Annotated in this window: 15 protein-coding genes; 8 read left to right on the top strand and 7 right to left on the bottom strand. The window is 61.9% G+C overall.

Annotated features, from left to right (window positions below; genetic code table 11):
* Nucleotides 1–21: 21 nt before the first annotated feature.
* Complete coding sequence (locus BFW87_RS07275; RefSeq protein ID WP_078739238.1) at nt 22–1,110, bottom strand: endonuclease/exonuclease/phosphatase family protein; 1,089 nt, start codon at nt 1,108–1,110, stop codon at nt 22–24.
* 40 nt (nt 1,111–1,150) lie between these two features.
* Nucleotides 1,151–1,810 (bottom strand): YciC family protein, encoded by a 660-nt coding sequence (locus BFW87_RS07270; protein WP_078739372.1) that lies wholly within the window; start codon nt 1,808–1,810, stop codon nt 1,151–1,153.
* Nucleotides 1,811–1,990: 180 nt separating this feature from the next.
* Here BFW87_RS07270 and BFW87_RS07265 point away from each other — a divergent pair, with 180 nt between their 5' ends.
* The 3 genes from BFW87_RS07265 (at nt 1,991) to BFW87_RS07255 (ending at nt 3,995) form a co-directional block, all read left to right on the top strand.
* Nucleotides 1,991–2,761, top strand: coding sequence for a DUF2076 domain-containing protein (locus BFW87_RS07265; protein ID WP_078739237.1), 771 nt, complete (start codon nt 1,991–1,993; stop codon nt 2,759–2,761).
* A gap of 120 nt (nt 2,762–2,881) precedes the next feature.
* Nucleotides 2,882–3,358, top strand: coding sequence for a LabA-like NYN domain-containing protein (locus BFW87_RS07260; protein WP_071485469.1), 477 nt, complete (start codon nt 2,882–2,884; stop codon nt 3,356–3,358).
* Between the two features lie 25 nt (nt 3,359–3,383).
* Nucleotides 3,384–3,995 carry a 3'-5' exonuclease gene (locus BFW87_RS07255; RefSeq protein ID WP_078739236.1) on the top strand — a complete coding sequence of 204 codons (612 nt, stop codon included), beginning with the start codon at nt 3,384–3,386 and terminating at the stop codon, nt 3,993–3,995.
* Between the two features lie 202 nt (nt 3,996–4,197).
* Here the strand turns inward: BFW87_RS07255 and BFW87_RS07250 are convergent, their stop codons facing one another.
* The gene (locus tag BFW87_RS07250) at nt 4,198–4,506 is read right to left on the bottom strand and encodes a DUF3077 domain-containing protein (RefSeq protein WP_078739235.1); all 309 of its coding nucleotides are present in this window, start codon (nt 4,504–4,506) and stop codon (nt 4,198–4,200) included.
* Nucleotides 4,507–4,921: 415 nt separating this feature from the next.
* Complete coding sequence (locus BFW87_RS07245) at nt 4,922–5,383, bottom strand: Lrp/AsnC family transcriptional regulator (protein ID WP_078739234.1); 462 nt, start codon at nt 5,381–5,383, stop codon at nt 4,922–4,924.
* Nucleotides 5,384–5,543: 160 nt separating this feature from the next.
* On the opposite strand from BFW87_RS07245, the gene yedA reads away from it, so the two are divergent.
* A complete protein-coding gene (gene yedA, locus BFW87_RS07240; protein WP_078739233.1) occupies nt 5,544–6,440 on the top strand; it encodes a drug/metabolite exporter YedA in 897 nt (298 codons plus the stop codon).
* Nucleotides 6,441–6,488: 48 nt separating this feature from the next.
* Nucleotides 6,489–7,823: a DEAD/DEAH box helicase gene (locus BFW87_RS07235; RefSeq protein WP_078739232.1), complete on the top strand. Its 1,335-nt coding sequence runs from the start codon at nt 6,489–6,491 to the stop codon at nt 7,821–7,823.
* 103 nt (nt 7,824–7,926) lie between these two features.
* On the opposite strand, the gene BFW87_RS07230 is transcribed toward BFW87_RS07235, so the two are convergent.
* From BFW87_RS07230 to BFW87_RS07220, 3 genes are all read right to left on the bottom strand, one after another.
* Complete coding sequence (locus tag BFW87_RS07230; protein ID WP_078739231.1) at nt 7,927–9,150, bottom strand: TIGR03862 family flavoprotein; 1,224 nt, start codon at nt 9,148–9,150, stop codon at nt 7,927–7,929.
* Between the two features lie 276 nt (nt 9,151–9,426).
* A complete protein-coding gene (locus tag BFW87_RS07225) occupies nt 9,427–12,756 on the bottom strand; it encodes a type III effector HrpK domain-containing protein (RefSeq protein WP_078739230.1) in 3,330 nt (1,109 codons plus the stop codon).
* A 228-nt stretch (nt 12,757–12,984) separates the two neighbouring features.
* Complete coding sequence (locus BFW87_RS07220) at nt 12,985–13,905, bottom strand: histone deacetylase family protein (RefSeq protein WP_078739229.1); 921 nt, start codon at nt 13,903–13,905, stop codon at nt 12,985–12,987.
* A gap of 75 nt (nt 13,906–13,980) precedes the next feature.
* On the opposite strand from BFW87_RS07220, the gene BFW87_RS07215 reads away from it, so the two are divergent.
* From BFW87_RS07215 to BFW87_RS07205, 3 genes are read left to right on the top strand one after another with little or no spacing between them, the layout of a single operon-like run.
* Complete coding sequence (locus BFW87_RS07215) at nt 13,981–14,550, top strand: GNAT family N-acetyltransferase (protein WP_078739228.1); 570 nt, start codon at nt 13,981–13,983, stop codon at nt 14,548–14,550.
* Nucleotides 14,551–14,588: 38 nt separating this feature from the next.
* A complete protein-coding gene (tesB, locus tag BFW87_RS07210) occupies nt 14,589–15,458 on the top strand; it encodes an acyl-CoA thioesterase II (RefSeq protein WP_078739227.1) in 870 nt (289 codons plus the stop codon).
* Nucleotides 15,455–16,042: an HAD family hydrolase gene (locus BFW87_RS07205; protein ID WP_078739226.1), complete on the top strand. Its 588-nt coding sequence runs from the start codon at nt 15,455–15,457 to the stop codon at nt 16,040–16,042. The genes tesB and BFW87_RS07205 overlap by 4 nt, the downstream gene beginning before the upstream one ends.
* Nucleotides 16,043–16,134 lie beyond the last annotated feature (92 nt).

Raw genomic sequence — 16,134 nt, 5'->3', positions numbered from 1 at the left:
CGTGGGAACGATCCTCGGAGGTTATTGCGCGGCGGGCAGCAGAAACCGCGCAATCACGGGCAAGTGATTGGAAATGCGCAACGTATCTTCCTGACGCACCTTGGCCTCCACCCGCTTGATCCTCGGGCTGTAAAACAGGTAATCCAGGGTGCGATCCGGCCCGTCCACGCGCGGGTCATTCGGGAAGTGCGTCAGCCATTTCTTACGATCAATACCGCTGGATTCACTGTTACTCGGAATCATCGGGTATTTATCCCACAGCAAATGCAGCTCACTGTCCGGCGAATATTGCCCGCGCTTGCCCGCATCCAGACGCAGGAATTGCCCCAGTGGCAGCAGGTTGAAATCCCCGCCAATCAGCCAGGGCGTGCCCCGGCCTTCGAACTTATCCAGCAATTTTACCGTGGCCTTTACCTGTTCCTGCACGGCTGTGCGCCCGGGCACGTCGCCATCCAGGCGTGTGTTGAGCACCGCCAGTTGGCCGCCATCGCTCAACGGCAGGTAGGTCAGCAACAAGGCGGGTTTGGGCTGGAATTGGCGACTGATGAAGTTGGCCGGGGACACCGGCAGTTGCAGGCGCTCAGCGTGTTCGATCTGGTAGCGGCTCAGCGTCACGAGCTTGCGACCCACACTGCCGAAAATATGCAGGCTGGGTACAAAGTCGGCTTTCCAGTCGAAGGCTTGGGCGCTGCACGGGTATAGGTCGACCAAGCGCTCCTGAAGCAGCGCGACCTGGTCCTGATAGTGGGACGATTTGGCGCCTTCGTCGAGTTCCTGCAACAGCAGGATGTCGGGCTGTTCGTCGCGAATCACGCGTGCCACTTCATCCAGGCTGAAGGCCATGTCTTCCACTGTCGGCAGGTCATCCGGGCCGCTGCCGTCGGCGGTGTCGTACCAGAACACGTAGTTCTTGCCCGCCAGGTATTGCACGTTCCAGGTCATGACCTTGAGCGCCTGCCCCGGCAACAGAGTTGGCGCACGCGGCGCGACGCAGCTCACCGGCAGGATCTGCTTGTCGTCCGGGCGCCAGGTCAGGCTGTAGATCAAAGCCGTGAGCACGCCTGCGATAAACAACAGGCTCAGCAAGGTTATGCGCAATAAACGGGTCATCGGCTCGGCTTATAGCGATTTGGAGGTGGCACGGAGCATATCACCGCGCGTCGGCATCGCCACCGATCAGCATGAATAAACGGAACAAGACGACGCTGGTGAACAGTTGCAGGAAGCTGTGGGCGCTGTCGATCAGCACGCCCAGCAGCGGCGCGGGGTTTGGATAGGCCGCGACGCTGGCGCCTTTGAGCAGCCACAACGGCGTCATCACACACAGCAGGCACACCAGGATTCGCCAGAAATGCCCACGGGTCAGGCGAAAACTTTCCTTCATCGCCTCCAGCGCCGACATACCGCGCAACACCAGCAAGTACTCGGCAAACGCCAGCACCACCATCAGCCACAGGCCCGGCAGGAAATACAGCGACAGACCGAGCAAAATCAAGAGGGTGCTCATTGCCGTCAACAGGGCGAAACGCGGCCACAGGCTCAGCGCCATGGCCCACAAATCCTTGGTGCTCGGCGACTCGCCACGGGTGCGCGCATCCAGAAACAGAATCAGCGCGCCGGTGTACAGCGGGTACACCAGCAACCCCACCACCACGCTATAGCCGGGGAAGGCATCCGGGCCCAGCGTGTGGTCGAGCACCTGTTGCAGCAGGGCTTCGAGGATCACCAGCGGCAGGCACAGCTGGACGATGGCGCCCAGGTTGCCACGGGTAAAACGAAAGGAGTCGCGCAGCACGTCTAACGGATTCATCAGGGTCATCACAGGCCTAAAAGCAAGGACGACACTTTAACCGATCATGAAGAAAGGTGAGCAAACGTAAACCTTGCGTAAAGGCCATTGAAACGTCTGGTAACACCCCCATAACTAGTGCGTAGCCCGCCTGATCACAGGCGAGCCCATGATTTCTACCGGCAATCTAACGAGGTCGCCATGAACAGCGAAGAGCAAACCCTGATCGATGGACTGTTTTCACGGTTGCAACAAGCCGAAACGGACTCAGCCCCCCGCGACGCCCTGGCCGAAGCGCGGATCAAGGAGCACCTGACGCGCCAACCGGCGGCCGGGTACTACATGACCCAGTCGATTCTGGTGCAGGAACACGCGATCAAGAGCCTCGACGCGCAGAACAAGCAGCAGGCGCAGCAGATCCAGCAATTGCAGGATGAACTGCAACAAGCCAAATCCCAGGCTGCACAACCGGCGCCGAGCAGTGGCGGCTTCCTGTCGAGCATCTTTGGGGGTGGTAGCAGCCGCGATTCGCAGCCTGCCCAAAGTGCTCCGCCTTCCTCTGGTGGCTGGCGTGAACCGGCGCGGCCTCAGTTTGGCCAGCCTGCGCCACAGCAAAACTACGGCGCGCCGCAGCAGAACTACCAGCAGCCGCAGCAGGCGCCCGCCGCGCCCATCGGCAGTGGCTTCCTCGGTGGCGCGCTGAAAACCGCCGCCGGTGTGGCCGGTGGCGTGATGCTGGCCGAAGGCATCAGCAGCCTGTTCAACCACAACTCGCAACAGCCGCAGGTCGTGGAAGAAATCATCCGGGAAGAGCCGGCGCCGGCCAGTGACAATGGCAACTGGGGCAATGACGACCAGAAGTTTGCCGGTGGCAATGACAGCTGGGGCAACGACAATTCCTCGGACAGCTTTGCCGACAGCGACTATTCCGACGATTCCTCCTCCTTTGGCGACGACGACTCCTTCGTCTGACACCCCCTCAAGCCCGGTGCGCTTCGTCGCCCCGGGCTGATTTTTCGCTGAAACTTTCCTGTGGCTGGCATACTGGCAACCTTTCCGGGCGCTGGCGCCTGGCTGTCATGAGGAAGTGCGGTGAAGAAAATTGCGGTGTTCGCCGATGTACAAAACCTCTATTACACCGTGCGCCAGGCGTATGGCTGCCACTTCAACTACGCCGCGCTGTGGGCTGACATCAGCTCGCGCGGGCAGATCGTCGAGGCGTATGCGTATGCCATCGACCGTGGCGACAGCAAGCAGCAGCAGTTCCAGCAAATCCTGCGCAACCTGGGCTTCACGGTAAAACTCAAACCCTACATCCAGCGCGCCGACGGCTCGGCCAAAGGCGACTGGGACGTGGGCATTACCCTGGACATCATGGACGCCGCCGACCACGTCGACGAAGTGGTGCTGGCCTCCGGCGACGGTGACTTCGACATGCTGCTCGAACGCATCATCCAAAAGCATGGCGTTCAAGCCGTGGCCTACGGCGTGCCGGGGCTGACGGCCAATTCACTGATACGCGCCGCCAGCCGCTACGTGCCGATCGAAGGCGCGTTGCTGCTCAAATAATCAGTTAGACGGAGTTGGAACAGGTTTGGAACGTATAGCGGTCATCGACTTTGAAACCACCGGCATCACCCCGAGCAGCCACTGCCGCGCCACGGAAATCGCGGTGGTCATCCTCGAGCGCGGCCAGATCGTGGACCGCTACCAGAGCCTGATGAACGCAGGCGTGCGCGTGCCGGGCTTTATCGAGCAACTCACCGGCATCAGCAACGCCATGCTGCGCAGCGCGCCGCCGGCCGAGCGGGTGATGAATGAAGTGAATGAGTTCGTCGGCGTCACGCCGCTGCTCGCGCACAACGCCGCGTTCGACCAGAAGTTCTGGGACTTCGAACTGGGCCTGATCCGCCGCACCCGCCTGCAAAAATTCGCCTGTTCCCTGCTGCTGGCGCGCCGCTTGATGCCGTCGGCGCCCAACCACAAACTCGGCACCCTGAATGCCTTCGCCCAACTGCCCCACACCGGCAAGGCTCACCGGGCGATGGCGGATGCGGAGATGGCAGCGAACCTGACGGCGCATTTGGCCCAGGAACTGCGTGGCACCCACGGTTTGCGCGAACTGTCCCATGAGCTGCTGTGCTCCCTACAGAAAGTGCCGGCGGCGAAGATCAATGAACACCTGAAAAAGCATCGCGGGTTCTAAACCCCGCGCACATCTCATGCGGCTAGAGCGCCAGTTGTGGCGAGCGGGCTTGCCCCGCGTTGGGCTGCGCAGCAGCCCCAAACCTGACACTCGGTCCTGACTGAACGAACGCGGCGCCCTGATTGGGGCCGCTGCGCAGCCCAACGCGGGGCAAGCCCGCTCACCACAACAGCCCATTCGCCACAAAATGGCGTCCTTCAGGCTATCGAGGCTGCACACACGCCAACGCCCGATCCACCACCTCCTTCGCCATCCCCACCAAATGCATCACCGCCCGCAGCTGCGGGTTCGCCGCCTCATCCAGCGACGGCGCTGTCTCCACCGCGCAATGCAGCAAGTCAGCAGCATGGGCCAGGGCATCTTCGAAACTCAGGTTGTCGTTCAGCACGAAATTGGGCGCATCTGGAGCGGAGGCTTTGAGGTAGTAGTCGATGGCTCGGCGGTTGAGTAGGGCGTCTTCGCTGAGGAAGTTTGTTTGGGTATCAGTTGAAGTAGAAGTTGCTTTGACCATGGTGAATCTCCGGAATCTTTAGCTATCTCCTCCTGCGTATTCGGACTTGCACTTCCGGTCATCGAAGGGCCGACGACGCGGTGAAGATTAGTGGTGAGATACCGGCAGAACAAGGCTTGAAACGTCGCTCGGAAATGTCCTGCAAGAGAACGGGAAGTGGTGAAGCCAATGACGTCATCGCTGGCAAGCCAGCTCCCACAGTAGATTGCGTCCCGGCCTGGCAACTCGGTCACCTGTGGGAGCTGGCTTGCCTGCGATAGCGGTGGTTTGATCGTTCCCAGGCGCAGCAAAGGAATGCCGCCCTGGACGCTCCGCGTCCCGAAGTCGGCGAGTAGTTAAGGTCCTGCGCCAGGTGACGCAGAGCGTCACAGGATGCATTCCCACGCAGAGCGTGGGAACGAGCGATGGCGGTGGTTCAGCCACCATTTTTCCCATTGGCCTCCAACTGCCCCAACGGCACCCGCCGTTCTATCGCGCTCGACAAAATAATCGACGTCTTGCTGAACCCGAACTTCGCAATCCGGTTGATCAGGTTCTCCAACTCCGGCATCGAGCCCACCGCCGCTTGCATGATCACGCACGGGTCACCCGTCACCCGGTGGCACTCGGTCAGTTCCGGAATTTCACCCAAGGCGTCATACACCTTCTGGCTGCCATGATTGGTCAGCCGCAACTCAATCACACACTGAATCGGCAAGCCCACTTTGGACATGTCCACCTTGGCCTGGTACCCGGTGATCACGCCGCTGGCTTCCAGTTTGGCCACGCGTTCGGCCACGGCGGGGGCGGAGAGGTTTACGGTGCGGGCGAGTTGCGCGTAGGACGCGCGGCCGTCTTCGAGCAGGGCGCTGAGGAGCATGCGGTCGTATTTGTCCATGATAAGGCTCCATTTGCGCAGGGCTTTCGAAAGCACGGGTTATAGCCTTCATAACCATGTTTTGGAAAGTGTACGGGCGCTTTAAACAGGTTTTGTAACTTATGTTTGCCGGACTGCTTTTCTAGAATAAGCCTCCCGTCCCCTGCCGCAGAGCTACCCAATGCCTGGCCCACGTCGCTTCCCCTTACCGTTGATCGCCGCCTTTTTTGCGTTGTATGTGATTTGGGGTTCCACCTACCTGGTGATCCGCATTGGCGTGGAGTACTGGCCGCCGTTGATGCTCGGCGGGATTCGCTTTTTGCTGGCCGGTTTGGCGATGTATGGCTATTTGCGCTGGCGCGGGGCGCCGGCGCCGACCTGGGTGCAGTGGAAGGCGGCGGCCAAGATCGGCGTGTTGTTGCTGACTTTCGGTAATGGCGCGGTGACGGTGGCCGAGCACACCGGGGTGGCCTCCGGCGTAGCCGCGCTGGCGGTGGCGACGGTGCCGTTGTTTACCTTGCTGTGCGGTTATTTCTGGGGCGCGCGTAATACGCGTCTGGAATGGGCCGGGGTGGTGCTGGGGATTATCGGTATTGCCATGCTCAATATGGGTTCCAACCTGCAATCAAGCCCGACCGGTGCGATGTTGTTGCTGTTTGCTGCCGCGTCCTGGGCCTTCGGCTCGGTGTGGAGCCGGCATTTGCCACTGCCAGCGGGCGCCATGGCCAGTGCGGCGGAGATGATCGTCGCCGGTGTATTGCTGCTGGTGGGCAGCGCGCTGACCGGTGAACGCCTGCACGCCATTCCGCCGATAGAAGGCTGGTTGGCGCTGGCCTATCTGGCCGTGTTCGGTTCGATCATCGCCTTCAATGCCTATATGTACTTGCTCAAGCACGTACGCCCGGCGGCGGCGACCAGCTATGCCTATGTGAACCCGGCGGTGGCGGTGTTGTTGGGGATTGTCTTCGTCGGCGAAACCATTGGTAAAGAAGAAGCGCTGGCAATGCTGGTGATCATCAGCGCCGTGGTATTGATCGGTCTGCCCCAGTGGCGCAAGCCGAAGCCGGAAATAAGGTAAACTGCGGCGCATTACGGCTTTGCGCTGAATTTTTCCTACGGTAAACACATGACTTTCGCCTCCCTTGGCCTGATCGAACCCTTGCTGCGCGCCCTTGAGACGCTTGGCTACCAGACCCCGACGCCGGTGCAGGCGCAAGCGATTCCGGCGGTGCTGGCCGGTCGCGACCTGATGGCTGCGGCCCAGACCGGTACCGGCAAGACCGCCGGTTTCGCCCTGCCGCTGTTGCAACTGCTGACCATGGAAGGGCCGAAAGTCGCCGCCAACTCGGCCCGCGCGCTGATTCTGTGCCCGACCCGCGAGCTGGCTGAGCAGGTTCACGCCAGCGTCGCCGAATACGCACAACACCTGCCGTTGACCACCTACGCGGTGTACGGCGGTGTGAGCATCAACCCGCAGATGATGAAGCTGCGCAAGGGCGTCGACATTCTGGTCGCCACCCCGGGCCGTCTGATTGACCTGTTCCGCCAGAACGCGCTGAAGCTCAATCAACTGCAAACTCTGGTGCTGGATGAAGCCGACCGCATGCTCGACCTGGGCTTCTCCGAAGAGCTGGCGAACATCTACCGCATGTTGCCGAAAAAGCGCCAGACCCTGCTGTTCTCCGCGACCTTTTCCGACGACATCCGCCTGCTCGCCGGGCAGATGCTCAACGACCCGCTGAGCATCGAAGTCAGCCCGCGCAACGTCGCCGCCAACACGGTGAAGCAGTGGGTGGTGCCGGTGGACAAGAAGCGCAAGGCAGAGCTGTTTGTGCACTTGATGCGCAAAGGCCGCTGGAAGCAGGTGCTGGTATTCGCCAAAACCCGTAATGGCGTGGATGCGCTGGTGGATAAGTTGCAGGGCCTGGGCATCAATGCCGACGGCATCCACGGCGACAAACCGCAGGCGACCCGCCAACGCGCGCTGGACCGTTTCAAGTCGAGTGATGTGCAGATTCTGGTGGCCACCGACGTGGCCGCCCGTGGTCTGGATATCGAAGACCTGCCGCTGGTGGTCAACTTTGACCTGCCGATCGTGGCCGAGGATTACATCCACCGTATCGGCCGTACGGGCCGCGCGGGCAACACCGGTGAGGCGATTTCCCTGGTGTGCGCCGATGAAGTGAACATGCTCTCGGCCATCGAGATGCTGACGCGTCAGACCTTGACCCGCCAGATGGAGCAGGACTTCGAACCGGAACACCGCGTGCCGGACACCGATGCCAGCGGGCAGGTGGTGAAGAAGCCGAAGAAACCGAAAAAGCCTAAAACGTCGGGCGGTGGCGGCAAGCGCAACCTTGGCAAGTGGGTGGAGAGCGGGGACGTGGCGCCGGCGGAGCCTTCGATCAAGCCGGTGCGCAAGGTGCCGGTGTTTAATACTGGGCCGCGTAAGAAGAAGTAATTTGCGGTGTAGCTGATGGCCTCATCGCAGGCAAGCCAGTTCCCACATTTTGATTTGTGAACACGGTCAAAATGTGGGAGCTGGCTTGCCTGCGATGGCGGTTTCAGCGCTTAAGCCACTCCAACACGCCCCGCCCAGCCGCTCTGCCGCTGGCAAAACACCCCGTCAGCAAATACCCGCCGGTCGGCGCTTCCCAATCCAGCATCTCCCCCGCACAAAATACCCCTGGCAGTTGCTTGAGCATCAAACGCTCATCCAGCGCCTCAAACGGCACGCCGCCGGCGGTGCTGATCGCTTCATCCATCGGCCGGGTTTTCACCAGGGTCAGCGGCAACGCCTTGATATCCACCGCCAGTTGCGCCGGGTCATTGAAGTGCTCGGCAGGTGCCAACTCGCGCAACAACGCCGCTTTCACCCCCTCCAACCCCAACTGACTGTGCAAATGCTTGCTCATCGACCGCGACCCACGCGGCTTGGCCAAGGCGGCTTGCACCTTGTCCAGTGGCTTGCTCGGCAGCAGGTCGATATGCACAGTCGCCGCGCCATCACGGTTGATTGCTTCCCGAATCGGCGCCGACAGCGCATAGATCAGGCTACCTTCGATCCCGCTGGCGGTGACCACGCATTCGCCGAGGCGAGGCTTGTCATCGCCCAGGCCAATGGCGACGTTTTTCAACGGCGCACCGGCGAATTTGCTGACCATCAATTCAGTCCAGGCCGACACCTCGAAACCACAGTTGCTCGGTTGCAGCGGGGCGTAGGGCACGGCTTTGTCTTCCAGCAGCTTGAGCCAGGCGCCGTCGGAGCCCAGGCGTGACCAACTGCCACCGCCAAGGGCCAACAGCACCGCGTCGCTGTGGACAGTTTTCTCGCCGTCGGGGCTGTGGATAAGTAAGTCACCGTCAGCATTCCAGCCCGTCCAGCGATGACGGGTGTGGATAACCACGCCCTGGTCGCGCAAGCGCTTGAGCCAGGCACGCAGCAGCGGGGCGGCTTTCATGTCGGTAGGAAACACCCGGCCCGAGGTGCCGACAAAGGTTTCGATGCCCAGGCCGTGAATCCACTCACATAACGCCTCGGCGCCAAACGCCCGTAACAGCGGCGCCATATGTGGCGCACGCTCGGCGTAGCGCGACAAAAACGCCGGGTAGTCTTCGGAGTGGGTGATGTTCATGCCGCCCACGCCCGCCAGCAGGAACTTGCGCCCCACCGACGGCATGCCGTCATACAGGTCTACCCGCACGCCCGCCTGGCTCAAGACTTCGGCGGCCATCAGCCCGGCAGGGCCGCCGCCGATAATGGCGACGTGGGAGGAGGTGGTGGACATCGGCGGGCCTGGTCAAAAGCAAAGGGCGCCTATTGTAAGAGATGCCGCGCATTTGTGGGGGCAGGAACGAGCTTGCTATGGCGAGCAAGCTCTTCGTGGCGAGCAGGCTTGCCCTGCGTTGGGCTGCGAAGCGGCTCCAAAACCAGACACCTCGGCTCAAACTGAAGAGCCGCGGTGTCCTGATTGGGGCCGCTGCGCAGCCCAACGCAGGGCAAGCCTGCTCGCCACAAACAGCCTGTCCACTTCAATCAAGCCTGATCCCACAAGGAGGCAGGGTCAGGCGAAGCCGGTGTTGGTGTTTGGCGGGTACTCGTCGGCGCGGTCGGCGTCGGTGATCGGGCCACCGGTCAGGCCGTATTGGTCCAGCACCGGCACCAGGGCGCCGAAGAACTGGTCTTGTTGTTTCTCGCGCTTGACCACTTCGATGATCGGGAACACGAACGAGGTGATAATCCCCACGCCCGCCGCCGCCCAGCCCAGCACGCCGGCGAAGGTGCCGGCGATGGCCGCCGCGTCCGCCACGCCAAACAGCCCGGCGCCGCCTTCGATGATCGATGCCACCGCCGCGCCGGTGCCGAGGGCGCCGCTGGTCAGGGAGAAACCGGCGTTGAGCTTGTCACCGGCAAAGGCGCTGTTGACCCCGCTGATCAGGCCGAACACGCCGCCGATAAAGCTGCCGGCGCCGCCGACGATTTTGCCCAGGTTGCCGAGCTTGTTGAGGCCGTCGGTGTTCTGCACCATTTTCCCGGTCGGGAAGTCGCCGATGCCTTGTGGCTTGGTGGGGTCAATCGGCGTGGGTTTCCAGGCCATGCCGTAACCGGCTTCCTTGGCGTATTTGGTACCGCCTTCGGTAATCAAACCGGCGAACTGCATGCCCGCCGCCACACGCCCGGCATTGTCCGCCGGGCTGTTGCCGCCGGTGGCCGAACGCGCCGCGAGTACACCACCGGCGAGCAGGGCGCTGCCGATGTGCAGCAGGCCTTGTTTGTAGGCATCGCTGGCGTTGAGGTTCAGGCCGTCGACGGCTTTTGGCAGCACGTCGCTGATCTTCTGGGTCTGGCGGTTGACGTCCCACATCGAGCGGATCAGCGAAATCACGTCCTGCGGTTTGATCTGCGCGCCTGTGGAATCCTTGAACATGTCCGGGTTGTCGGTCATGGCCTGGTTGAGGATGGCGGTGGTCTTGGCCTCGTCGAAGTTGCCGTTGGCGTCGCCGAAGGCGTTTTTCAATACGTCGTCGCTGGCGCCGTTGACCAGGCTGTCGGACACCGCCTGGTTGACGTATTGCTGCACCGTCGAGGAGTCCTGCGCCGACACCTTGTCGCCGAGGAATTCCTTGAGCAGCGAGGCGTTGGCCGCGTATTGGCCGATGACGGTCATCGGGTCGGCGTTCGGCGCGGCGAGGCCGTTTTGCAGGTCCTGGCCGCTGACAATGTGGTCCTGGAAGTACTGTGCAATGTCGGCTGATTTGCCGGACTTGTCGGCAATCGCCTCCAGGTCCACCGTGCCGTTGCCGCCCAATGCCATGTCGGTGAGGGTGGCGTCGGTGCCGGCCAGGCTCAGGCCGTCGACCAGTGACACCGGGTTGCCATTGCTGTCCTTGGTCGCCAGCGCGGTGTTGATGACATTGCCGCTGTTGATCTGGCTGTCCTGGTAGTGCTGCATCTCGGTTTTGATCGCCGGGTCGCTGTTGACGATGTCTTTCATGCCGCCGGCCTGGTTCTGCGCCATGAAGGTCTTCACGTCGGGGTCGGAGGCTAGTTGGTTGACGGCCGCGTCCAACTGGTCAGAGACCTTGGATTTGGTCGGGTTGAGGTGGTATTGGCTGTCGGCGGTGATCCCGGCATACAGGTCGCCGTCGCCCACTTTATCGCTGGAGGCCAGGCGGGCGCGGGCGTCGCTGAGTTCCAGCATCACCGCGGTTTTGGTTTTGCCGTCGTAGTTCTGCGGGTTTTGCAGCACGTCCTGGGTCAGCTTTGAGGTGTCGACATCGGCCACCGAGCTGCGGATCGAGGCATTGCTGAGCATCATCAGCACGCCGTGGTCATCTTTGGGCGCCTGATTTTCCAGCCACGCGCCGAGGTTTTTCTGCTGGGTGATGCCGTCGGCGGTCGCGGTGGCAGGCATGTCGCCCGCCATGTCGAGGGTGCGCATCATGCCGGGCGTCGACCAGTAGCCAGCGGCGCCAGTCAGTTCCGGGCTCAGGCCACTGTCGTTTTTGATGGCATTGAGGTTGTCGGTGGTCAGGCTGCCATTGTTGGCGCGTTGGTTCGGGCCCTCCATCGCCGGGCCTGCGCTGCTGACCAGCGAGATATTGGCCATGACCAGCGCGGCAGACTTGGCGTTTTCCTTGGCCAGTTCGGTGGCATCCGGGTTTTTGCTGAGAAAGATGCTGTAGGACTTGGAAGCGGCTGACAGGTCTTTGTTCGACTGGCTGACGAAACTGTCGACGTTGCTGTGGGTAATCACCCCATCGCTGCCGCCGAGGCCGCCGCTGTCGAGGGCGTTCATCAGGCTCGGGCTGCCCGCCAGGTATTTGAGGCAGGCCTGGGCTTCGGGCGGCAGGTCGGCGGGCGGGTTGGCGAAGTCGATCGGGCGGTCGTGCATGCCCCATTTGTCCCAGTTGTCGCTGAGCATTTTCGCCGCAGCGCGCGGGCGGTCGAGGTCGCGTTCTTCCTGGGTCGGCGTGCCGCTGGTGTTGCCGACGATCTTGTCCCAGTCCTTGGGGTTGGCGTACTGGGAATTGTCGATCCAGTTGGTATCGACTGCGCCGCCCACATTGAAGATGCCGTTGGACTCCTTGACCACTGAGGCATACAGGTCGGGGCTGATGGCCTGGGAGACAATCACTTTGTCGCCGGAGGCGGTTTCATAGCGGATCAGGCCGTGGCCGAGTTCTTCTGGCGTGCCCACCAGGCTGACGCTCCCGGTTTCGCTGGCATCGGCGAGGGTGTAACCGGCGTTTTTGCTGTCGTTGATCAGGCCCCAGGTCTGGCCGTCGCCTGCCACTTGGTTGTACAGGTCGGGGTTCACTTCGCGGCTGACCACGACTTTGTCGCCCGACACGGTTTCGTAACGGATAAGGCCCGGGCCGATTTCATCCACAGGGCCGATGGCCTTGTAGTCGCCAAGACCCGGCGCGGTGTCACCGGCCTGGGCGATGCGGTAGCCATCGGCCTTACTGGCATTGAGCGCATTAACGGCGTCGACTTTGCTGGACATGCCGTCGAAGAGGTAGGGCGTCATCTGTTTGATAATGATGATGTCCTGACCGTCGCGGGTTTTCAGATCCAGCACGTTGTCAGAAATCTTGGTGATGCTGGCGATGTCAGCCAGGGGCACGCCGGTGTTGCTGATGTCGGCGAGGTTCGGGTCGTTGAGACGCTTGATCGCCTCCTGATCGCCGGTGGCCATGACGTCGGCGATCTTCTGGTCTTTGGTGTTGTCGGTGACGCCGCTGGCCAGCACTTTGAAGTTGCCGGGTTTGGCGGTGTCTTTGAAGCCTGCCACGGCGCGGGCCATGGCGGCCTCAAACGTTGACGCGACCTTTTTCAACGCGTCGTCATTGCCGGGGGGTGTAACGGTGCCGATCTTGTAAGTTGCCATCGCCGGATACTCTGGGAGCGGGAAGGCTTTCAGGGTGACGGCGGCGTGAGGCAGTTTTGTTTCAAATCTGGAACAGGTGCGATGTTCCACAACGTTTCACGGTTGTGGACAAGTATCTGATCAGAAAACGTACAGTTGCGTGCAGGCCTTGTGACTGCGAGCTTTCAGAGGCTTACGCTCAAGTTATCCACAGGTGGTTCCACAGGCATTGTGGGTAACGCTCACAACTCAATGACAACCTGATGACGTCCACACCCGCTGCGCGCTGTGGTGCAGGATGCCATGGCGGCGGGCCAAGGCAGGGCGGTCCTTGCTGTAGCCGCCGCCGATCACGCCCATCACCGGAATATCGCGACCCAGGCAGTGGCGCATCACGCTTTCGTCGCGCGCGGCCACGCCTGCGTCGGTCAGCTTGAGGTAACCGAGAGCGTCATCTTTGTGCACATCCACACCGGCGTCGTAGAGCACCAGGTCGGGTTGGTAGAGCGGTAGCAGGTAGTTGAGCGCGTCATCGACCACCTGGAGGTAGTCGGCATCGCCCATGCCCATGGGCAGCGGGATGTCCCAGTCGCTCTGGGCCTTGCGCGCGGGGAAGTTCTTTTCGCAGTGCAGCGACACGGTAATCGCGTCGGGGGTGTCGTGGAGAATGCGTGCGGTGCCGTCGCCCTGGTGCACGTCACAATCAAAAATCAGCACGCGATTGACCCGCCCGCTGGCCAGCAGGTAATGGCTGATCACCGCCAGGTCATTGAAGATGCAAAAGCCCGCGGGGTAATCGTAGTGGGCGTGGTGGGTGCCGCCGGCGAGGTGGCAGGCCAGGCCGTGTTCCAGTGCCTGCTCGGCAGCGAGGATCGAACCGCCGACTGCGCGCACCGTGCGTCGCGCCAAGGCTTCATTCCACGGCAGGCCGAGGCGCCGTTGGTCTTCGCGGGACAACTCGCCGCCCATGTAGCGTTCGATATACCCGGTGTCATGCGCCAGGGCCAGAATCTCGGGTGGGCACAGCGCGGGGCGCAGCAGTTGGCTGTCCTCGGTCAGGCCGCTGTCCACCAAGTGGTCGCGCAACAGGCGAAACTTGTCCATGGGGAAGCGATGGTCCGCCGGGAACTCGGGGCTGTAGTCATCGTGGTAGATCAGCGGCAAGGGCATGGGATTTTCTGACAGGAACCTGCGACGCATCTTACCCGCGTTGTACACTCACGCACATCGCAAGGGAGGGGACCCATGGAGCCGATACTGGAGTTGGAAAGCGCAAGGCTGGTACTGCGCCAATGGCGCGACAGCGACCTGACGGAATTTGCGCGCATGTGCGCCGACTCGCAGGTGATGCGTTATTTCCCGGCCAAACTGAGCCACCTGGAAAGTGCGGCGCTGATCGGCCGCATTCGCGGGCACTTTGCCGAATACGGTTTTGGCTTTTGGGCGTTGCAGCGCAAGGACACCGGCGAGTTCATCGGGCTGACCGGGCTGCAGAACGTCAACTTCGAAGCTGGCTTCACCCCGGCGGTGGAAATCGGCTGGCGCCTGGCCCGCGAACACTGGGGCCTGGGTTACGCCAGCGAAGCGGCGTGGACGGCATTGCGCTGCGGCTTTGATCGCTTGCAGCTGGATGAGGTCCTCGCCTTTACCACTGAAACCAATCTGCCATCACAAAAAGTCATGCAGGCCATCGGTATGCATTACGATCCCCAGGCAGATTTTGAACACCCCAAGGTCGCCGCCGATGACGCGCTGCGCCATCATGTTTTGTACCGCATCACCCGCGCCCAATGGTTGGACACGCTGCACGGATAAGCAGCCCGGAATGCCCCATCGTTTGTAGGAGTTGCTCTATGAGCCAAGTATTGGAAGATCTGGTGGACTTGCTGACCCTGGAGCCGATCGAGGAAAACCTCTTTCGCGGCCGCAGCCAGGACCTGGGTTTTCGCCAGTTGTTCGGTGGCCAAGTGCTCGGCCAGTCGTTGTCGGCCGCCAGCCAGACCGTTGAAGAAGCGCGACACGTGCATTCCCTGCACGGCTATTTTTTGCGCCCCGGCGATGCCTCGTTACCCGTGGTGTATTCGGTGGACCGCGTGCGCGACGGCGGCAGTTTCAGCACGCGCCGTGTGACCGCGATCCAGAAGGGCAACCCGATTTTTACCTGCAGCGCTTCGTTTCAGTACGACGAAGCAGGCTTCGAGCATCAGACCACCATGCCAGTGGTGGTCGGCCCGGAAAACCTGCCGTCGGAGCTTGAACTGACCAAACAGCGCGCGCACCTGATCCCCGAGCACATGCGCGACAAGCTGCTGTGCCCCAAGCCGATCGAAGTGCGCCCGGTCACCGAAAAAGACCCGTACAACCCGCAGCCGTCCGACCCGGTCAAGTACGTGTGGTTTCGTGCCGACGGCGCTCTGGCCGATTCACCGGCGCTGCACAAATACCTGCTGGCCTACGCGTCGGATTTCGGTTTGCTGACCACGTCCTTGCTGCCTCACGGCAAAACGGTGTGGCAGAAAGACATGCAGGTCGCCAGCCTCGACCACGCGCTGTGGTTCCACGCCGACCTGCGCGCCGATGACTGGTTGCTCTACGCCATGGACAGCCCGTGGGCCGGCAATTCCCGTGGGTTCTCGCGGGGCAGTGTGTACAACCGTGCCGGGCAACTGGTGGCGTCGGTGACGCAGGAAGGTTTGATCCGCCATCGCAAGGACTGGGCATGAGCCTCGCGGACATCAAGCATTGGGTGTTCGACATGGACGGCACCCTGACGGTGGCCGTGCATGATTTTGCGGCGATTCGCGTGGCGCTGGAGATTCCGCCCGAGGACGACATTCTCACCCACCTGGCGGCCTTACCGGCCGACGTGGCGGCAGCCAAACATGCCTGGTTGCTGGAGCATGAGCGCGAGCTGGCGCTGGGCTCGGTCGCAGCCGAAGGTGCGGTGGAGTTGGTGCGGGAACTCGCCGGGCGTGGCTATCGCCTGGGCATTTTGACTCGCAATGCGCGGGAACTGGCCCATGTGACGCTGGAAGCGATTGGGTTGGCGGACTGCTTTGCAATCGAGGATGTGCTGGGGCGCGATGATGCGCCGCCCAAACCTGATCCCGGTGGCTTGCTGAAATTGGCAGCGGCCTGGGACGTCTCGCCGAGCGAGATGGTGATGGTGGGGGATTACCGCTTTGACCTGGATTGCGGCCGGGCGGCGGGGGCGCGGACGGTGTTGGTTAACTTGCCGGAAAACCCGTGGCCGGAGTTGGTGGACTGGCATGCGCAGGATTGCGCGGCCTTGCGCCGAATGATTTAGCCCAGGCAATGAAGATCAAATGTGGGAGCGGGCTTGTGTGGGAGCCGGGCTTGCCCGCGATGGCATCACCTCGGTATGGCTGATAGACCGAG

Origin of the sequence: Pseudomonas fluorescens, from assembly GCF_002022275.1 — a bacterium.
GTDB lineage: Bacteria > Pseudomonadota > Gammaproteobacteria > Pseudomonadales > Pseudomonadaceae > Aquipseudomonas > Aquipseudomonas fluorescens_AJ.
This window is presented reverse-complemented; position numbering and strand designations above follow the sequence as displayed.